The following is an 18,499-nucleotide window of genomic DNA, read 5'->3' on the forward strand; positions in this document are numbered from 1 at the left end:
TCTTAAAAATAAGCGTTAATTAAGAAATTCTAATGAGTTTAAATGAAAATTTTACTAATTCTTATAAAATTAACAATTTAATATTAAAAATGTAGCACAAAAATACTAAAGAATTCTAGATAAAGATAAAATTTATAGCTCTTTAAGTTTTTTTAACGCAAATCGTGCTAAACTCACAGCTTTAAAATCGTAAAAATTTGAGAGCAAAATGTGTACTGATAAACCGCTTTTTTATCTTACTTCGTTTATTATTGCTGTAGGCATTGTGTTTGCGCTATCTTTGCCGGTTTTTACGGTGCTTTATTTTGATTTTAGTCCTTATCATTTTTTTATTCGTCAGCTTGGCGTGGGGCTAGTTGGCATACTTATTATGTGGTCGCTTTCGCAGCTTGACCCTGATAGGGTTATTGTTGGCAGGCTTACTACCTTTGAAGTTATTGGCTTTTGCTTGTTTTTTGGCTCGTTTTTGCTTATTATGGTTATGCAGCTACTACCTGCTTCGCTCGTGCCGCTAACTGGTGGTGCCAAGCGCTGGATACGGCTTGGGCCGCTATCGCTTTCACCGGTGGAGTTTTTTAAGGTTGGCTTTGTATTTTTCCTAGCGTGGAGCTTTAATCGAAAAATTAGCCGTGATAAAAAGAAATTAAAAGAAGAGTTTTGGCTTTTGCTACCATATTTTTTGGTGCTTGCGGTGGCTACATTTTTTATACTTGTGCTACAAAAAGATCTAGGGCAAGTTGTAGTGCTAGCTGTAACGCTTATGGTGCTTGGCACCTTTGCTGGCACCTCAAAGCGCTTTTTTGCGATTTTAAGTGGAGTGGGAGTGCTACTGCTAATCGCTGCTATCATCACGCAGCCGCACCGTATCAGGCGTTTTCAGAGCTGGTGGGTAACAAACCAAGATGCTATTTTAAAAATGCTGCCTAGTGAGTGGGCGCAGCAGCTCTACATAACAGGTGCAGAAGAGCCTTATCAAATCACGCACTCGCTAAATGCGATTTATCACGGCGGTTTTTTTGGCACTGGGCTTGGCGGTGGGACATTTAAGCTTGGTTTTTTAAGCGAGGTTCATACTGACTTTGTGTTAGCTGGAATCGCTGAGGAGATCGGATTTATAGGGCTTATTGGGGTTAGTGCGATTTTGCTTTTTATTATTTTTAGGATTTTAAAAATTAGTTCAAGGTCGTTTAATAACAATGTTTATCATCTCTTTAGCCTAGGTATTGCGGTGATTATCACGGTGGCGTTTTTGATGAATGCTTATGGTATTACCTCGCTAATCCCTATAAAAGGTATAGCTGTGCCGTTTTTAAGCTATGGTGGTAGTTCAGTTCTGGCTCTGTCCATCGCAGTTGGTATGGTGCTAATGGTGAGTAAAAAGGTGGATTTATCGTGATTTGTATTTGTGGTGGTGGGACTGGCGGACATTTAGCTATTGCTAGAGCACTTGGCGCAGAGCTAAAAAGGCGTGGTGTTTGCGTGATTTTTGTAGGCTCGCAGCAAGGGCAGGATAAAATGTGGTTTGAAAATAGCGATATTTTTGAGCAAAAGTATTTTTTAGCTAGTAGTGGCGTGGCAAACAAAAGCGGGTTTAAAAGGCTTTTTTCATTATTAAATATAATAAAGCTTAGCTTTGCTTGTTTTGGCATATTTAAAAAACACAAAATAAAAGCAGTAATTAGCGTGGGCGGATACAGCGCAGCGCCAGCAGCATTTGCAGCTATTGCTAGCTTTAAGCCACTTTTTATCCACGAGCAAAACGCTCATACTGGAAGCCTAAATGCGCTTTTAAAGCCACTAGCAAAGAAGTTTTTTTGCTCGTATGATAAAAATGAACCTTTTGATTATCCGGTTAGGCAGGAGTTTTTTGCGTTAGCTAGAATTCGCTCTAAGTGCGAGTGCGTGCTGTTTTTGGGTGGGTCTCAAGGAGCAAGTGCGATAAATGCGCTAGCCATTGCTTTAGCACCTATTTTAAATCAGCGTGGCGTAAAAATCATCCATCAATGCGGGACCAAAGAATATGAAAGCGTGCGAGCCAAGTATGATGAGCTAGGCATAAAGGCTGGGATATATGATTTTAGTGAGCATTTGCCAGAGCTTATGAGTAGGGCTGATGTTTGCGTCAGTCGCGCAGGGGCATCAAGCCTGTGGGAGCTATGCGCAAATGCTTTGCCTAGCGTGTTTATACCATATCCATATGCAGCTGGGGATCATCAGTATTATAATGCGAAGTTTTTGGCTGATTTGGGACTGGCTGGGCTTTTTAGACAAGAAAGCCTTGTGCCTAGTGCGGTGCTTGAGTTTATTGATAATATGGACTTAGCTAGCATTAGTGCGTCATTAAAAGAAAAAATAAATAGCGGTGGTAGCCAAAAAATCGTAGATGAAGTGCTAAAAAATATAAAAATCTAGAATTCCTAGCTAGGAATTCTAGATTTGAGCTTAGGAATTCTAGATTTTCTAGCAAAAAATGCTTTAAAACCATTAAAAATTCGTAAAATTTTTGCTAAAACATTGAAATTTTCTACAATTTCTATTGATTTTTCTTAAAAAATTATGTAAAATTGCGCTACATTTTATTTTGAAAGGATAAACAATGACTAAGTCAGAGTTTGTGAGCCTTGTTGCTTCAAAAGCGGAGTTAACAAAAAAAGATAGCGAAAAAGCACTAGATGCGATTATCGCTAGTATCCAAGAAACACTACAAAAAGGTGATAGTGTAACTTTCGTTGGCTTTGGTACTTTTAGCGTAACTGAGAGAGCAGCACGCACTGCGCGCGTTCCAAGAACTGGCGAGGAAGTAAAAGTTCCAGCTAAAAAAGCTGTAAAATTCAAAGTTGGTAAAAATTTCAAAGACCTAATCGCAGGTCCTTCAAAAGCTTCTAAAAAGAAAAAATAATTTTTCTTTTATTTTAGCCTCGCTTCGGTGGGGCTTTTTTATTTAAAATTCTAGAATTCCCTTTATTTTTAAGCCAAAATTAGTTAAAATAAGTCTATGAGAGTAGATAAGTTTTTAAATATAGTAAATATTACAAAACGCAGAGCTATTTCAGAAGATATGTGCAAAAGTGGCGTCGTAAGCGTAAATGGCGTAGTAGCAAAGCCAGCAAAAGAGCTAAAAATCGGCGATGAAATCACAATAAAGTTTTTAACCCGCCAGGTGCGATATAAGGTTTTGGAGTTTCCAACCCTAAAAAGCGTGCCAAAAAGCGATCAGGGCAAGTATGTTAAAGAGCTCTAATACCGCTAGCTACGAGCTTGGGCTTGATGAGCTTGATGGCTTTGCGCTTGATTTGCTACGGAATTTTAGAAGCGGAGTTGTGATACTTCGTGGAGATTTAGCTGCTGGCAAAACTACGCTTACAAAAGCACTTTGCGCTGCTTGTGGTGTGGATAAAACTGCTGTTAGTTCGCCTACATTTTCTTTGATGCATGAGTATGGCGGGGTCTTTCACTACGACCTTTACCGCAGTGATTTTGATAGCATTTGCCAAAATGGGCTGTTTGAAAACTTTTTTGAAGAGGGGCTTCACATCGCAGAGTGGGGCGATGAGAGGCTTGAAAATGCTCTTAAAAAATACAAAATTCCACTATGTATAATAAAAATCTCTGCTTTAGAAAATAGCAGAAAATACGAGGTGAGCTTTGCATAAACTAGAAGTAAAAGACTTAGAAAAAGTCATCAAAAAAACCAAAATCATAAATAAAATCTCCCTTGAAATAAAAAGTGGCGAAGTTGTGGGCTTGCTAGGGCCAAATGGTGCTGGTAAAACCACTACTTTTTATATGATTTGTGGGCTTATAGCACCTACAAAGGGACAGATTTTCTTAGACGGCAAAGACATTTCAAAAGAACCACTTCACAAAAGAGCTCATCTTGGCATAGGATATTTGCCACAAGAAAGTAGTGTTTTTAAAGACCTTAGCGTTGAAGAAAATATCCGCCTAGCAGCTGAGATTTTATACAGCGATAAAAAGCAGATAAATGCTAAGGTTGAAGAGGCTTTGGAGCTTTTAAACATCGAGCCAATTCGCTCTCGCAAAGGGCTTAGCCTAAGTGGTGGAGAGCGTAGGCGCTGCGAGATAGCTCGTTCGCTTGTGATGCATCCAAAGTTTTTGCTACTTGATGAGCCTTTTGCTGGAGTTGATCCTATTGCGGTAAGTGATATAAAAAGTATTATCAAAAAGCTAAAAAAGCTGGGCATTGGCGTGCTTATCACAGATCACAGCGTGCGTGAGATGCTAGATAGCTGTGAAAGGGCCTATGTCATAAAAGATGGCAAAGAACTAGCTAGCGGCACAAGCGAACAAGTAGCGCACAATGCTTTGGTGCGTGAGTATTATCTAGGTAATGATTTTAAGCTTTTTTAAATCTAGAATTCCTGCGTAATTATGAAGCTCCGCCAGTCCCAAGCCACCAAAACTAAGCTAAACCAAGCCCTAAGAAACTGGCTGCCGCTACTACAAATCTCAAGCGATGAGCTAAGGCAGAGAATTAGCGAGCTTTTGGTGGATAATCCCTTTGCTAGTGTGGAACAAAAAAAGCCTGATGATTTTAATAGCCCAGGTGACTATAGCGATGCGGCGATTTACAAGCCTAGCCTTTATGAGAGCCTTTTTGCGCAGGTAAATGCGCCACTTTTTAACAAAGATGAAGAAAAGGTCGCAAATGCTATTATAGAGTGTATTAGCGATGAGGGGTATTTTGAGTGGGATGATGAGATTTTGGCTGCTTTTAGCCCTGAGAAAATAGAGAGTGTGCGGCTGAAATTTTCTCAGCTAGAGCCTGTGGGGGTTGGCGCAAAGGATTATAAAGAAAGCTTACTTTGGCAATTAGATGATCTTTGTGGGGTTGTGGGCTGCGATGCTGATGAGATTTTGGGCTGTGATGAGTATGAGGCTTATAGCCTTGCTCGCACGCTTATATCGCACTTTGAGGAGCTTGGCGAGTATACTGATGAGACGGGCTATGATGAGGCGATGGGGCTTATAAAAAGGCTAAAAAATCCGCCTGCGATGGAGTTTATGGCTGAGGCTGCGCCTATTACCCCTGATCTTGTAGTTAGCATTAAAGGCGGTGAGATTAGCATAACTTTAAGCGATGATTTTTACCCTGAGATTTGCATTGATACCCAGGGCTTAGATGAAAAAATGGACTTTGTGGCTGCTTATATAAAAGAAGCAAAAGATTTGATAGATGCGCTTTCGCTGCGCAAAGCCACGCTGTATAAAATAGGACTTATGATAATAGAATATCAGTATGATTATTTCTTTGGCGGAGCGATAAAGCCTATGAAGCTAAAAGACATCGCCGCTGATCTTGGGCGTTCTGCTAGCACGATTTCACGGGCGATAGCAAACAAATACTTACAAAGCCCAAGGGGGACTGAGCCACTAAAGAGCTTTTTTGCTAGTGAGGTGGGCGATGAAGAGGTCTCAAATGCTGCGCTAAAGGACTTTGTGCGTGAGCTTGTAAAGGGCGAAAATCACGCAAAACCGCTTAGTGATGAGGCGATTTTGCTTGCTATTAAAGAAAAGTTTGGTATAGAACTGGTGCGAAGAACTATCACAAAATACCGCAAAGCCTTAAATATTGCAGGTTCAAGCGAACGAAAAAAACTCTATGCTATGGCTAGTGGGTAGGAATTCCAGTTTTTCTAGCAATTAAGAATAAAAATCTAGAATTCCTAGGCTAGAATCTAGAATTCCTTATAAAATAACAATATATTAGCAAATTTTGTGTTATAATTTTAGTTATGAAAGAAGCAATAAATCACAAGATAGATGTTATAAAATCAGCGTTAAATACCGTTTTAATCGCATTTTTTGCGGTTTGTGGATATATTTACATTAACTTTGCTACGCTTGGTATTTTTGAGTTTTTGGTAGCACTTTTAGGTGCGGTGCTTTTAGCTGTTGCGTGGAGTGCATTGCTTTATCTTTTTGATAAATTTTTAAAGGAATTAAAAAATGCTAATTCTTAAAACTGTTTTGTTTTTTGGTGTTTTGATTGCTTTTGGTTGCGTGATGTTTTTTGGACTAAAATCAATGTCCGAAGAGCCAAAAGTCGTATAAAAGAGGCGGATATGAAAGAGATAAAATTAGATCTAGGAAATTATAGTTATAGCGTGTTTATCGGTCCTTTGGGTGAACTAAACTTCGCTGGCAAAGTAGCTGTGGTAACAAACCCAAAAGTAGCTGGACTACACTTAAAAACCCTGCTTAGCAAGATAAAAGCCCCAGAAGTCTACGCAATCAGCGTCCCTGATGGCGAGGAGTATAAAAATCTCTCTAGCGTGGAGAGCATTTTAGAGCAGTGCTTTACAAGCAAGCTAGACCGCAAAAGCACGATAATTAGCTTTGGCGGTGGCGTTATTAGCGATATGGCTGGCTTTGCGGCGAGCATTTATGAGCGTGGGATAGGCTATGTGGGCGTGCCTACTACTTTGCTAGCAGCTGTGGATGCTAGCGTGGGTGGTAAAACTGGCGTGAATAATAAATTCGGCAAAAATCTCATCGGCAGCTTTTATCAGCCAAGTGCTGTTTATATAGATACTAGCTTTTTAGCCACGCTTGATAGCAGAGAGATTGCAGCTGGCATGGCTGAGGCTATCAAAATGGCGGTGATGTTTGATGAAGGGTTTTTTAATGAACTTGCTAAAAAAAGCCTAAGTTATGATGAAATAATCGCAAAATGTGTGAGTCTAAAAGCTGATGTGGTAAGCCAAGATGAAAAAGAAGCAGGGCTTAGAGCAGTGCTAAACTACGGCCATACCTTTGCGCATGTTATAGAGTGCGAAGGGGGTTACAGCACGCATTTACATGGAGAGGCTGTGGCGATTGGCATGGTTATGGCAAACACTCTTGCTTGCGAACTGGGGCTTTTAAGCGCAGATGAAGCACAAAAAATCAAAAACGCACTAGAAGCATATAACCTGCCAACAAGCTATAAAATAAAAGATACAAATGCCTTTTATGAAGCCTTTTTTCACGATAAAAAAAGCATGGGTGGAAATATAAAGTTTATTTTAACAAATGGTAAAATTGGCTCGCATATCATCAAAGGCGATATAAGCAAAGATGTCGTAATCAAGGTGCTTAGCAGGTTTTACTAGAAACTAGAATTCCATAGGGAATTCTAGTTTTGCTAAAATCTAGAATTCTCTAGGGAATTCTAGATTTAAAATTATAAAAAGGAGAAGTGATGAGAGCTTTATTTTTGTTAGCGATTTTTGTTTTTGCTCTTTTGGCTAATGAAACAGCAGCACAAACCGAACCGCCAAAGCTCTCAGAGAGTGATCAAAAAATAAAAATTAAAGAAATAGATGCAAAGCTAGCAAACAATATCTGGGCTAGAGAATACGCAAACTACATGCTCTACACTAAGCTAGAACGCGAGCTAGCACTAGCTAAGGAGCAAGCAAACAAAGGTACTACTGACCTTGAACTAGAAAATCAAATCAAACGCCTAAGCGCTCAGCTTGATGCGCTAAAAGACTTTGCTAAATCGCCCTTTGTTACGCTTTTGGTCCCACCAAATATAGAAGCCTCTCCGCAAATTACAAATCCACTTGCTCTTTTTGGCGGTTTTTCGTATCTAAAAAGCCTTAATCAAACAAAAGAAAGCTACGAAAATCTGCTAAAAGAAATACAAATAGCCTCAAAGGCTCTAAAAGAGAAAAAAGATCTTTTAAGCGATGAGGCGCAAATAGCCGAGCTTGAAGCTCAGATTTCTGAGTTTGAAATCGCTAGTGTCACTGCAAATACAACTTTTTCTATATTTTCAAAAAAAATTGATGAAAGCATAGCTGAGATAAATGCTAAAATCACCGCTCAAATCAAGCATAGCTTTGTGATTTTAGGCAGCATTCTCTCAGTTTTTCTAATCGGCATTGTGGCAAAATTTAGCATTCACCATTATATGAAAGATAATCAAAAGTTCTATACCATAAATAAATTTATAAACATCACTGGCTTTATTATTATAGTCTTTATCTTGCTTTTTGCTTATATTGAAAATGTAAATTACCTAATTACCATTTTAGGTTTTGCCTCAGCTGGTTTAGCAATTGCGATGAAAGATATGTTTATGAGCTTGCTTGGATGGAGTGTTATTCTTGCTGGCGGTAGCTTTCATGTGGGTGATCGCATAAAAGTGCGTTATGAAAATGGAGATTTAGTAGGCGATATCATTGATATTAGCTTACTTCGCATGACGCTATACGAGGATATCACGCTTACAACCTACAAGCAAAACCGCAGGTCAGGTCGCATAATCTTTATCCCAAATAACTATATATTCACAGCTACCATAGCAAACTACACGCATAGCGGTATGAAAACAGTCTGGGATGGCATAGATATAGCAATTACCTTTGATAGCAATCACAAAAAGGCTGTTTACATTGTAAAAAGCATAGTTCGCCACTACTCAAAGGGCTTTACAGATGTAGCAAAAACACAGATGAATAAGTTGCGAGATCAATACAGCATAAAAAATACAAATGTAGAACCTCGCATTTATACTTTCTTAGAACCCCATGCAATCGTCGTTAGCGCGTGGTATAAAACAAACTCTTATGCTACTCTAGCACTGCGCTCAAATATCAGCGCAGATATAATAGAAGCCTTTAACAAAGAAAATGATATCAAAATCGCCTATCCTCGCCAAACCCTTTATCTAGGGAGAGATAAGGGACCTTTGCCAAGCGATGAGGCATGGGAGCAAAACTCATGAGTAAGGTCTTTGTCAAAACCTTTGGCTGTCGTACAAATATAGTTGATAGCGAGCTAATTAAAGCTCATTTAGACAATTCTTTAAGCAGCGATGAAGCAAGCGCAGATACTATCATAATCAATGCTTGTACTGTCACAAACGGAGCTGATAGCGATGTGAGAAACTACGCAAATCGCATGAGTGCTTTGGGTAAAAAAGTGCTTTTTACAGGCTGTGGCTTTGAGAGTAGGGGAAGGGAGCTGATGGAGGCTGGCAAAGTCTTTGGCGTCTTTTCGCCGGCTAAAAAAGCTGAGATTAAAGAGCTAATATCAAGGAATTCTAGATTTTTTGAAAATGGCAGCAGCGATTTTGTAGAAAATCATGTAATAAGCGGCTTTTCTAAGCACTCAAAAGGCTTTGTTAAAATTCAAGAAGGTTGCGATTTTTCTTGTTCGTATTGCATTATCCCTAGTGTGCGTGGCAAGAGCCGTTCTATGAGCGAGGAATTTATCATCGCTCAAGCAAAAGAGCTAATCGCAAATGGCTACACAGAGCTTGTGCTAACTGGCACAAACATCGGCAGCTACGGTAAAGACAGCGGCTCTAGCCTAGGGCTTTTACTCCAAAAACTAGGTGCGCTAAATGGCTTAAAGCGCATCCGCCTTGGTAGCATAGAACCATCTCAAATTGATAATAGCTTTAAAGAGTGCTTTGGCGAGAGTTGGCTAGAACGCCACCTTCACATAGCCTTACAGCACACTAGCCAAGCTATGCTAAATATCATGCGCAGAGCAAATAAAGCGCATAAAGACAAAGAGCTTTTTTTAAGTCTTGCTGATATGGGCTTTGCTCTTGGCACAGATTTTATCGTAGCTCATCCTGGCGAGAGTGAGCAGATTTGGACTGAGGGCTTAGAGGCGTTTAAAGCCCTGCCGATTACTCATTTACACGCTTTTATTTATAGCAAGCGTGATGGCACAAGGTCTGCTAATATGAGCGAGCCTATCCCAAATGCCAAGCTAGCAAAAGAGCGTCTAAACACGCTAAAGCAAATCGCTAGCGAGCATAATCTAGAATTCCGTAAAAAAAAGCAAAAGCTAGATGTTTTTTGCGAACAAAAGGGCAAGGATGGGCTATATCATGGCTTTGATCAGTTTTATAACAAAATAGCAATAGAGTCAAACACAGACATCACTAAACAATGGTTGGAGATAGATGATTATGAAATCAGACCTGAGAGCAATTTTGCAAAAATTAACCGCTAATAAAAAATATCTTTTCTTTGGACTTTTGGCTCTGCTTTTTGCGCTTATTATCTTTGTGGCAATTCGTGCAGTACCAAAAGAAATCACAATCAGCGAATACGAAACACTACTAAGCCAAAACCTAATTAGCGATGCTGTGCTTGATGAAAATAGAGTGCTACTTAGCGTGGGACACTCGCGCTATTATGTACTAAAAGACAGCATTGATATGCGTGAGCTTGGCAAAAGAGTAGCAATTAGCGTAAAAAGTGGTTTTAGCACCGAGTTAACCTTGTTTATAGGGTTGGTGCTGGGGCTGTTTTTTTACTCGCTTTATTCTAGGCGCAAAAAACCAGCCACTCATCAAACAAGCGCAGAACTAAGCTCGTTAGTTGGGGCCGAGGCTATTACGCCAACTATATCAAATGTGCTATTTAAGGATGTTGCTGGCATTGATGAAGTAAAATCAGAGCTAATGGAAATAGTTGATTTTCTAAAACATCCACGCAAATATAGGGAGTTTGGTGTCAAACTCCCTCGTGGCGTGCTGATGATAGGACCACCGGGTGTTGGCAAAACGCTAGTAGCAAAAGCCGTAGCAGGTGAGGCTGGGGTGCCGTTTTTTTATCAAAGTGGCGCAAGCTTTGTTCAAATCTATGTAGGCATGGGCGCAAAAAGGGTGCGAGAGCTATTTGCTAAGGCTAAAAGCTTTGCTCCAAGCATAATTTTCATTGATGAAATAGACGCTGTCGGCAAGGCTAGAGGCGGTGGGCGAAATGATGAGAGAGAAGCCACGCTAAATCAGCTGCTAACCGAAATGGACGGCTTTAATGACAGCAGCGGCATAATAGTAATTGCTGCTACAAATAAGATTGAGATGATAGATGAAGCACTGCTGCGCTCAGGGCGTTTTGATAGGCGTGTGTTTTTGGCTCTACCTGATCTAAACGACCGCAAAGACATACTAAAATCATACCTAGCTAGCAAAAAGCATGAAGTAGACATCGACGCTCTTGCTAGGCACACTACAGGATTTAGCGGTGCTGGGCTAGCTACTTTGGTAAATGAAGCGGCGATAAATGCTATTAGAGAAAAAAGAGTGCTTATTAGCGATGATGATTTTAAGGCTGTTTTTAGCAAAGTGCTTCACGGAAAACGCAAAATTGGCGCTCTAAACGAGGCTGAAAAACAGCTCCAAGCTCTATATAAAGCCGCTAAGGCTTTAAGTGCTGAGTGGTTTGGTGTGGAGTTTGAGAGAATTTCGCTGCTTGAAGAGCGTTTTATAGACTACGACCATGAAATAAAAAGCAAAAGCGAAATCATCGCAAAAATCAAAGTGCTATTAGCAGGCAGAGAAGCGATGAAAATCTATCAAAATGAGCTATATAGCAACTGCGCTAGTGATGTAGCTCTAGCAAGAGAGCTAGCACATAAGGCAGTTAGCGAGTATGCGATGAGCAAAAATCTACTTGCTAGTGAGGCTGATGTGCTAGAAATCTTAGAGAGTGCGCAAGCACAAGTAGCAGAGTTTATCTCTAACATGCAAGCCCAGCTTGAGGCTATAAGTGAGTTTTTGGCTCAAAATGAGAGCATAAGCAGAGCTGAGGTAGCAAATATCATAAAGGCAAAATATGAGCAACACTGAAAAAAAAGCAAAAATAGGAATTCTTACAATTAGCGATAGAGCCAGTGCTGGCGTGTATGAGGACAAAAGCGGAGCGGCTATCAAAGAGTGCTTAGAGCTGTGGATAAAAACGCCTTTTGAGTGTGATTATAAGGTAATTCCTGATGAGTTTGAGCTAATTTGCCAGGCTCTGCGCTCTTTTTGTGATGATGGCTGTGATCTAGTGCTAAGCACTGGCGGCACAGGCCCAGCTCTGCGTGATATCACGCCTGAGGCAACGCTAGCTGTGTGTCAAAAAGAACTTCCTGGCTTTGGCGAGCTTATGAGAATGACTAGCTTAAAGTATGTGCCAACAGCGATTTTATCTCGCCAGACAGCTGGTATTTTAGACTCATCGCTTATCATAAATCTACCCGGTCAGCCAAAGGCGATAAAAGAGTGCTTGGAGCCGATTTTTCCTGCTATTCCATACTGCCTTGATCTAATAGGTGCAGCTTACATTGAAACTGATGAAAACTACATAAAGGCATTTCGCCCAAAAAATAAAAAATAAAAAAGCATTGTTGTCGGGTGATGACACAGTAGGGAATTCTAAAATTCCCTAAAATTCCGTCATTGCTGAAATTTCATCATTGCGAGGCTTTGAAAAAAAGAGGGAGCAATCTTGTTCAAAATTCCGTCTAAAATTCCGTCATTGCGAGAAGTGAGTGAAACGAACGACGAAGCAATCTCGTTCAATGTTTAATAAATGAGATTGCTCCCTCTGCTTTGCTCCCTCGCAATGACGAATTTTAGGAAATTCTAAAATTCCTTAGCACAGAGATCCCCCAGTCAAGCTGGGGGATGACACAGTAGAGAATTTTAAAATTCCCAAAAAGAATTCCCAAAAAGAATTCCCAAAAAGAATTTCCAAAGATAAAAAATACCCCCGTACCCCCAACCAGCGGATGCGAAGCAAAAAAGCCTAGGAATTCTAAAATTCCCTAATCTAGAATTCCTAGTAAATAAAGTTCAAATTTTGAGTTTTACTTTCAAAAACTTTTAAAAATTAAGAAATATTTAATATTGCTTTTGTTAGACTTTTATCGCTCATTTTAAAAGTCAATATCAAATTGATTTTATAAAATGAAAATTTTTTTAAAGGATTTATGATGAAATTTTCTAAACTTTCTTTGTTTGTGGTAGGCGCTTTGCTTGCTACTTCACTCAGTGCTAAGGCTGATTTTAGTAAAGAAGTTAGCGAGTATAGAGCTTATGTCATCGCTGAGATTGACGAGCTGCTAGCTAAAACAACCGAGTTTGTGGATAAAATAAACGCAGGCGATGTAGAAAGCGCAAAGCGTCTATATGCTCTTTCTCGTATGCATTATGAACGCTCAGAGCCTATTGCTGAGAGCTTTGGCGAGCTTGATCCAAAAATCGATGCTCGCCTAGCAGACTTGCAAGAAGATGGCAAAAGCGAAAAAGACTGGAGTGGCTTTCATAAAATAGAAAAAAATCCTTTGGGAGAGCGGTAGCACAAAGGGCGCAGAAGCCACTGGCGCACAACTTCTAAATGATATAAAAGAGCTAAGAGCAAAAACTCTAACTGCTAAGGTGGATGCTGAGCTTATGCTAACTGGGGCTGTGGATTTGCTAAATGAAGTAAGCACTAGCAAAATCACCGGCGAAGAAGATATATTTTCAAAAACTGACCTTTATGACTTTGCAGCAAATATAGAGGGTGCGCAAAAAATCTATGATATTCTAAAACCACATTTGCTAAAAAAAGATAAAAATCTAGCTAAGGATATAGAAGCTCAGTTTAAAAATGTAAATGCGCTTTTAGCTAAGCAAAACTTCTCAAAAGACGGCTATGATTTTAAAGCTTATGATAAGCTTTCGCAAAATGAGATAAAAGAACTTGCTGAGGCTGTAAATAAACTTGGCGAACCATTATCAAAAATGGGTGTAATTTTAGACTAAGGTTAATTTATGAACCAAAGAAGAAGTTTTTTTAAAAATACTCTTGGTTTAGTACTTGGTGCTAGCGCTGCGCTTAGTGGCGCTAGTGCTAATGAGCTAGCAAGTAGGATAAAGTCAAAGACTGCTAATAAATACGAATTTTACGGCACTCATCAGCAAGGCATCGCCACGCCAGCTCAAAAGTTTATTTACTTTTTGGTGCTTGATTTACATGAAACAGAACCAAAAAAATAAGTGAAATCTTTAAGCTTTGGACAGCGCAAAGCGCAAATTTAACTGAGGGCAAAAATATAGAAAAATATAGCTCAAATGCTCTTTTGCCGCCTGTTGATACTGGCGAGGCTGACTCGCTAGAACACGCAAATCTAACGCTTACTTTTGGCGTGAGTGCTAGCTTTTTTGATAAGCTTGGGCTAAAAAATAAGCCTAGCAAGCTAGCAGATTTACCACATTTTCCACGTGATCAGCTAAAAGAGCAGTTTGTAGGCGGAGATATCTGTATCCAAGCCTGCGCTGATGATCCACAAGTAGCATTTCACGCTGCTAGAAATCTACTGCGAACAGCTCGCACAAGCCTAAGTCCAAAATGGTCGCAAATGGGCTTTAATTCATTTATGGGTAGCGATACGCCACGCAATCTTTTTGCCTTTAAAGACGGCACTATAAATCCTAAAAAAACAGAGCTTGATAAAGAAGTGTGGATAAAAGGCGGAGTTTTTGATAATGGCTCTTATCTTATAGCTAGAAAAGTCGTTATGCACCTTGAGACTTGGGATAGAACGCACTTAAAAGGACAAAATGAGACCTTTGGCAGGCAGAGAGCTAGCGGTGCGCCTTTTGGTAAAACTAGCGAGTTTGACGAGATCGAGCTAAGTGGAGATAATGCTGCGCCAGAGACTTCGCACGCATTTTTGGCAAAAAGTGCTGGGGCAAAAATCCTGCGCCGCTCATACAGCTACGCAAGCGGGGTAAATGAGCGTGGGGCTTTGGACGCTGGGCTTTTGTTTATTAGCTTTCAGCGTGATCCAGCGCAGTTTATTGCTATCCAAAGCGCACTTGGACTAAAAGATAGAATGAATGAATATATCACAAACATCGGCTCTGGCGTGTTTGCCTGCTTTGGCGGGGTGAGCCGTGATAAAAATGATTATATAGGAAAAAGGCTTTTTAGCTAGGGAATTTTAGATTTTAAACTTGAATTCCTAGGAATTCTAGAATTCCGTGGAATTCCCTAGAAATTCCGTGGAATTCTAAATTCAAAATTTTAGGGAATTTTAGATTTTAAACTTGAATTCGCAAAGAGAATTCCCAAATCTAGAATTCCCAAATCTAGAATTCCCAAAGAGAATTCCTACAATCTAGAATTCCTAGGAATTCTAGATTTAAAATTTAGGATATAAAATGAAAAAATACATTTTGGTTTTGCTTTTAATCTGCGCTAGTGTTTTTGGGCAGCAGCTTTCATTAAGCAGTTTTTTTGTGCGTATTTCTGATAGCCTCGATTGTGCTAAGGCTAATGATTTTAGCTGCGTCCGTGTCCAGCTTAGTGCTTTTGAGCTTAGCTTTAATGCCTTAGAGCAAAGCAGCTCGCCAGCAGCCAGGGGCGTAAAAATGGCTCTAAACACGGCAAAAAAAGAGCTAAGCAGCGCTAGTTTAGAGGCACTTTCAATTGCGCTAGTTGCTTTTGAAAAAGAGCAAAATCCTATTAATTATCAAGCTTTGATTAAAAACTTTGAAAAAAAGGTAATGCCTGCTTTTAGAGCCTTTGAGGCAGCTACGCCAAATGGCGAGCTAGGCGAGCTAGGGCTAGTGTATAAAAAGCTCTACGATGCTTGGCAGCGAAATGAACGCGTTGTAGGCGATCTAAGCTCAGCTCACTATGGCAAAATAGAAACTGCGATGGCGATGTATAGACTAGCCATGCTAAATGAGCCTATGGATAGGGCTGCGATGAGTGAGCAAGCAGGGCTAATAAAAGGCTATTTGGCTGAGTTTTTAGCAGGCAAATACCAAAATGCAAGCAGCGAAAATGGCGGCGCAAGCGGGCTTTTAGCAGGACTTGCGGGGCTAAAAACCGCACTTGATAACATAGGCAAGGATGATAAAAAGGCTAAGGCTGAGATTCTTTCTTTTATCACGGCGTGGCCTGCTTTTGAGGGCGAAATTCGCACAAGAGATGCTGGGCTTTATAATAGAATTGAAAGCGATTTGCCTAGCATAGCAGCAAATCTAAGTGCTAACAAAGCTAACTTAGAGGACATTATTTTGGGCATAGAAGCACTTAATTTAAACGCTGGATATAATGCCATTGATGTAGCACTAGTGCTAATTAGAGAGGGCTTAGAGGCACTTTTAATCATAATTGCACTTTTTGCGGCTTTAAAAACTAGCACAAAAGCTAAGGTTGCAATTAGCTTGGGCTCTGGGCTTGGAGTAGTGCTTAGCGTAGCTACTGCCGTGCTTTTAGCCACATTATTGCCACTTGATAATGCAGATGTTGATAGAGAGATTTTAGAAGGCTTTGTAGGCATTGTGGCTGTGGGTGTGATGGTCTTTATCATCGCTTGGCTACATAGCAAATCTAGCGCGAAGGCTTGGGAGCAATTTGTGAAAAATCAAGCAAAAATCCTAGCTGGCGGTAGCGTGCTTTGCCTTGGTGGGCTTGCCTTTTTGGCTGTGTTTAGAGAGGGGGCTGAGACGATTTTGTTCTACGCTGCAATGCTGCCAAAGACTGAGATAACGCACTTTGGCGGTGGTTTGGTGCTTGGCGTTATAGTGCTAGCAATTTTTGCTTATTTTATGGATTATATCACCAAAAAAATCCCTATGCGACATATTTTTAGAGTGATGAGTTTGCTACTTTATGCGCTAGGATTTAAGATTTTGGGCATGAGCGTTCATGGACTTGAGCTTACTGGTGTGACTACTAGCACGATTATTTCAGCTTTACCTAGCATTTCATTTATCGGCTTTTATAACAGCATAGAGAGTATTAGCGCGCAAGTTATTTATATCTTAGCGGTTTTAGCACTTTTTGCCTTTTCTAGCTTAAAAGAGCAAAAAAGCACGCTAAGAGTAGCTAGGGCGTAAAACTCTGCTAGGGAATTCTAGAATTCCCTAGCGTTTTACTATTTTTTTAATAAAAAAACCAAAATTTGGTAAATTCGTAACAATTAAAACTTAAAATTTATCTTTACTTACTCAATCAAGGCAAAATTTGTGTTATAATTTTGCGATATTTTTTATGAGGCAAAAATAATGAAAAAGTTAAACGGCTCACAAATGATAAGCGAAGCACTTCACGCTGAGGGCGTAGAGGTAGTATTTGGCTATCCAGGCGGTGCAGCGTTAAATATCTATGATGAAACATATAAGCAAGATTATTTTACTCACATTCTAGCTCGCCACGAACAAGGTGCTGTTCACGCAGCTGATGGCTACGCTAGGGCTTCTGGCAAGGTTGGAGTTGCTTTTGTAACCAGCGGTCCAGGCTTTACAAACGCTGTTACAGCAATAGCTACTGCGTATTGCGATAGCGTGCCTTTGGTGCTAATAAGCGGTCAGGTAGCTTTGCCACTTGTTGGTTCTGATGCTTTTCAAGAAATAGATGCGGTGGGAATCTCTCGCCCTTGTACTAAGCATAACTTTTTGGTAAAAAGCATAGATGAATTGCCAAAAATCCTAAAACAAGCCTTTTATATAGCTCGCTCAGGTCGCCCAGGCCCAGTTCATGTAGATATCCCAAAGGACATCACAGCAGCAGTTGGTGAGTTTATATATCCAGAAGATATTTATATGCAAACCTACAAACCAACTCTAAAAGGTCATCCATATCAAATAAAAAAAGCTTGTGAGGCTATAAAAGAGGCAAAAAGACCGATTGCTTACATAGGCGGTGGAGCTATTAGTTCTGGTGCTAGCGAACTTGTTAGGGAATTTGTAGAAAAAACCGGCATGCCAGTAGTGCAAACTCTAATGGCACTTGGCGTAGTAGATGCTAATGATGAAAGAAACCTTGGAATGGTAGGTATGCACGGCAGCTACGCAGCAAATATGGCTTTAAGCGAGGCTGATTTAATAATCGCACTTGGCGCAAGATTTGATGATAGAGTTACTGGAAATGTAAAAGAGTTTGCCAAATCAGCAAAGATAATTCACATAGACATAGATCCAGCAAGCATAGATAAAATCATACACTCAGACTATCCTATCGTTGGCGATCTAGCTAGCGTGCTAGAACAAGTGCTAGAAAAGCTCTCTTGCGATAAAGAAGCTCTAAAGCCTTGGCTAGAGCAAATAAAAGTATACAACAACCTTCATCCACTAAGCTACAAAGATAGCAAAGATGGCGAGGCTCTAAAGCCTCAGTGGGTAATACAAGAACTTAGCAATACTCTGCCAAAAGATGCTATAATAGCAACCGATGTTGGTCAACATCAAATGTGGACAGCGCAGTTTTTTAAGTTTTGCCGTCCTAGAGCCTTGCTTACATCAGGTGGACTTGGTACTATGGGCTTTGGCTTGCCAGCTGCTATGGGAGCTGCCTGGGCTGTAGATGATAAAAAAACCCCAGTTGTCGCAATCAGTGGTGATGGCGGTGTGCTAATGAATATCCAAGAGCTAATGACACTAAGCGAACATGGCAAAAGAGTGATAAATATCGTGCTAAATAATAACTTTTTAGGTATGGTGCGTCAGTGGCAAAGTCTATTTTATGACAGTAGGCTCTCAAGCGTAGATCTAGTAAAACAACCTGATTTTGTAATGCTAGCAAAGGCTTTTGGGCTAGAAGGATATAGCGTGAGCGATAAAGTAGGCTTTAAAAGCGCGCTTGAAGCTGCACTAAAAAGCGATAAAAGCTGCGTGATAGAAGTAAAAATCGAGCGTTTTGAAAATGTCCTTCCTATGGTAGCACCTGGTGCTGCTATATATAATATGGTTTTGGAGTAG

General features: G+C 40.1%; 19 protein-coding genes. All 19 read left to right on the top strand.

Going from position 1 to position 18,499, the window contains the following annotated elements; genetic code table 11:
• Window positions 1-208: 208 nt before the first annotated feature.
• The gene (locus PTQ34_RS00410) at window positions 209-1,396 is read left to right on the top strand and encodes an FtsW/RodA/SpoVE family cell cycle protein (RefSeq protein ID WP_273931502.1); all 1,188 of its coding nucleotides are present in this window, start codon (window positions 209-211) and stop codon (window positions 1,394-1,396) included.
• Window positions 1,393-2,412, top strand: coding sequence for an undecaprenyldiphospho-muramoylpentapeptide beta-N-acetylglucosaminyltransferase (murG, locus tag PTQ34_RS00415; RefSeq protein WP_273931504.1), 1,020 nt, complete (start codon window positions 1,393-1,395; stop codon window positions 2,410-2,412). The genes PTQ34_RS00410 and murG overlap by 4 nt, the downstream gene beginning before the upstream one ends.
• Before the next feature lie 184 nt (window positions 2,413-2,596).
• Window positions 2,597-2,899: an HU family DNA-binding protein gene (locus PTQ34_RS00420; protein WP_273931505.1), complete on the top strand. Its 303-nt coding sequence runs from the start codon at window positions 2,597-2,599 to the stop codon at window positions 2,897-2,899.
• Between the two features lie 96 nt (window positions 2,900-2,995).
• Window positions 2,996-3,241, top strand: coding sequence for a S4 domain-containing protein (locus tag PTQ34_RS00425; RefSeq protein ID WP_273930480.1), 246 nt, complete (start codon window positions 2,996-2,998; stop codon window positions 3,239-3,241).
• On the top strand, window positions 3,225-3,653 hold the full coding sequence (tsaE, locus tag PTQ34_RS00430; RefSeq protein WP_273931507.1) for a tRNA (adenosine(37)-N6)-threonylcarbamoyltransferase complex ATPase subunit type 1 TsaE: 429 nt from the start codon (window positions 3,225-3,227) through the stop codon (window positions 3,651-3,653). The genes PTQ34_RS00425 and tsaE overlap by 17 nt, the downstream gene beginning before the upstream one ends.
• Window positions 3,646-4,371: an LPS export ABC transporter ATP-binding protein gene (gene lptB / locus PTQ34_RS00435; RefSeq protein WP_273931508.1), complete on the top strand. Its 726-nt coding sequence runs from the start codon at window positions 3,646-3,648 to the stop codon at window positions 4,369-4,371. The genes tsaE and lptB overlap by 8 nt, the downstream gene beginning before the upstream one ends.
• Window positions 4,372-4,392: 21 nt before the next feature.
• Window positions 4,393-5,643, top strand: coding sequence for an RNA polymerase factor sigma-54 (locus tag PTQ34_RS00440; RefSeq protein WP_449727695.1), 1,251 nt, complete (start codon window positions 4,393-4,395; stop codon window positions 5,641-5,643).
• 113 nt (window positions 5,644-5,756) lie between these two features.
• Entirely contained in the window at window positions 5,757-5,984 is a 228-nt protein-coding gene (locus tag PTQ34_RS00445) for a hypothetical protein (protein ID WP_273931509.1), read from the top strand.
• 102 nt (window positions 5,985-6,086) lie between these two features.
• On the top strand, window positions 6,087-7,115 hold the full coding sequence (gene aroB / locus PTQ34_RS00450) for a 3-dehydroquinate synthase (RefSeq protein WP_273931510.1): 1,029 nt from the start codon (window positions 6,087-6,089) through the stop codon (window positions 7,113-7,115).
• An 89-nt stretch (window positions 7,116-7,204) separates the two neighbouring features.
• On the top strand, window positions 7,205-8,737 hold the full coding sequence (locus PTQ34_RS00455; protein ID WP_273931511.1) for a mechanosensitive ion channel domain-containing protein: 1,533 nt from the start codon (window positions 7,205-7,207) through the stop codon (window positions 8,735-8,737).
• Window positions 8,719-9,981, top strand: coding sequence for a tRNA (N(6)-L-threonylcarbamoyladenosine(37)-C(2))-methylthiotransferase MtaB (gene mtaB, locus PTQ34_RS00460; protein ID WP_273931512.1), 1,263 nt, complete (start codon window positions 8,719-8,721; stop codon window positions 9,979-9,981). Before PTQ34_RS00455 ends, mtaB begins: the two co-directional genes overlap by 19 nt.
• Window positions 9,938-11,605, top strand: coding sequence for an AAA family ATPase (locus PTQ34_RS00465; protein ID WP_404814893.1), 1,668 nt, complete (start codon window positions 9,938-9,940; stop codon window positions 11,603-11,605). The genes mtaB and PTQ34_RS00465 overlap by 44 nt, the downstream gene beginning before the upstream one ends.
• Window positions 11,592-12,137, top strand: a complete 546-nt coding sequence (gene mog, locus PTQ34_RS00470) for a molybdopterin adenylyltransferase (RefSeq protein ID WP_273931514.1) — start codon at window positions 11,592-11,594, stop codon at window positions 12,135-12,137. The genes PTQ34_RS00465 and mog overlap by 14 nt, the downstream gene beginning before the upstream one ends.
• Before the next feature lie 598 nt (window positions 12,138-12,735).
• Window positions 12,736-13,101, top strand: coding sequence for an EfeM/EfeO family lipoprotein (locus PTQ34_RS00475; RefSeq protein WP_273931515.1), 366 nt, complete (start codon window positions 12,736-12,738; stop codon window positions 13,099-13,101).
• A 43-nt stretch (window positions 13,102-13,144) separates the two neighbouring features.
• On the top strand, window positions 13,145-13,549 hold the full coding sequence (locus PTQ34_RS00480) for an imelysin family protein (RefSeq protein WP_404814894.1): 405 nt from the start codon (window positions 13,145-13,147) through the stop codon (window positions 13,547-13,549).
• Window positions 13,550-13,558: 9 nt separating this feature from the next.
• Window positions 13,559-13,783 carry a hypothetical protein gene (locus PTQ34_RS00485; RefSeq protein ID WP_273931516.1) on the top strand — a complete coding sequence of 75 codons (225 nt, stop codon included), beginning with the start codon at window positions 13,559-13,561 and terminating at the stop codon, window positions 13,781-13,783.
• A 5-nt stretch (window positions 13,784-13,788) separates the two neighbouring features.
• The gene (locus PTQ34_RS00490; RefSeq protein WP_273931866.1) at window positions 13,789-14,724 is read left to right on the top strand and encodes a Dyp-type peroxidase; all 936 of its coding nucleotides are present in this window, start codon (window positions 13,789-13,791) and stop codon (window positions 14,722-14,724) included.
• 226 nt (window positions 14,725-14,950) lie between these two features.
• A complete protein-coding gene (locus PTQ34_RS00495; RefSeq protein ID WP_273931517.1) occupies window positions 14,951-16,639 on the top strand; it encodes an FTR1 family iron permease in 1,689 nt (562 codons plus the stop codon).
• A gap of 168 nt (window positions 16,640-16,807) precedes the next feature.
• The gene (locus PTQ34_RS00500; RefSeq protein ID WP_273931518.1) at window positions 16,808-18,499 is read left to right on the top strand and encodes an acetolactate synthase large subunit; all 1,692 of its coding nucleotides are present in this window, start codon (window positions 16,808-16,810) and stop codon (window positions 18,497-18,499) included.

Source organism: Campylobacter magnus, from assembly GCF_028649595.1.
Taxonomy (GTDB): domain Bacteria; phylum Campylobacterota; class Campylobacteria; order Campylobacterales; family Campylobacteraceae; genus Campylobacter; species Campylobacter magnus.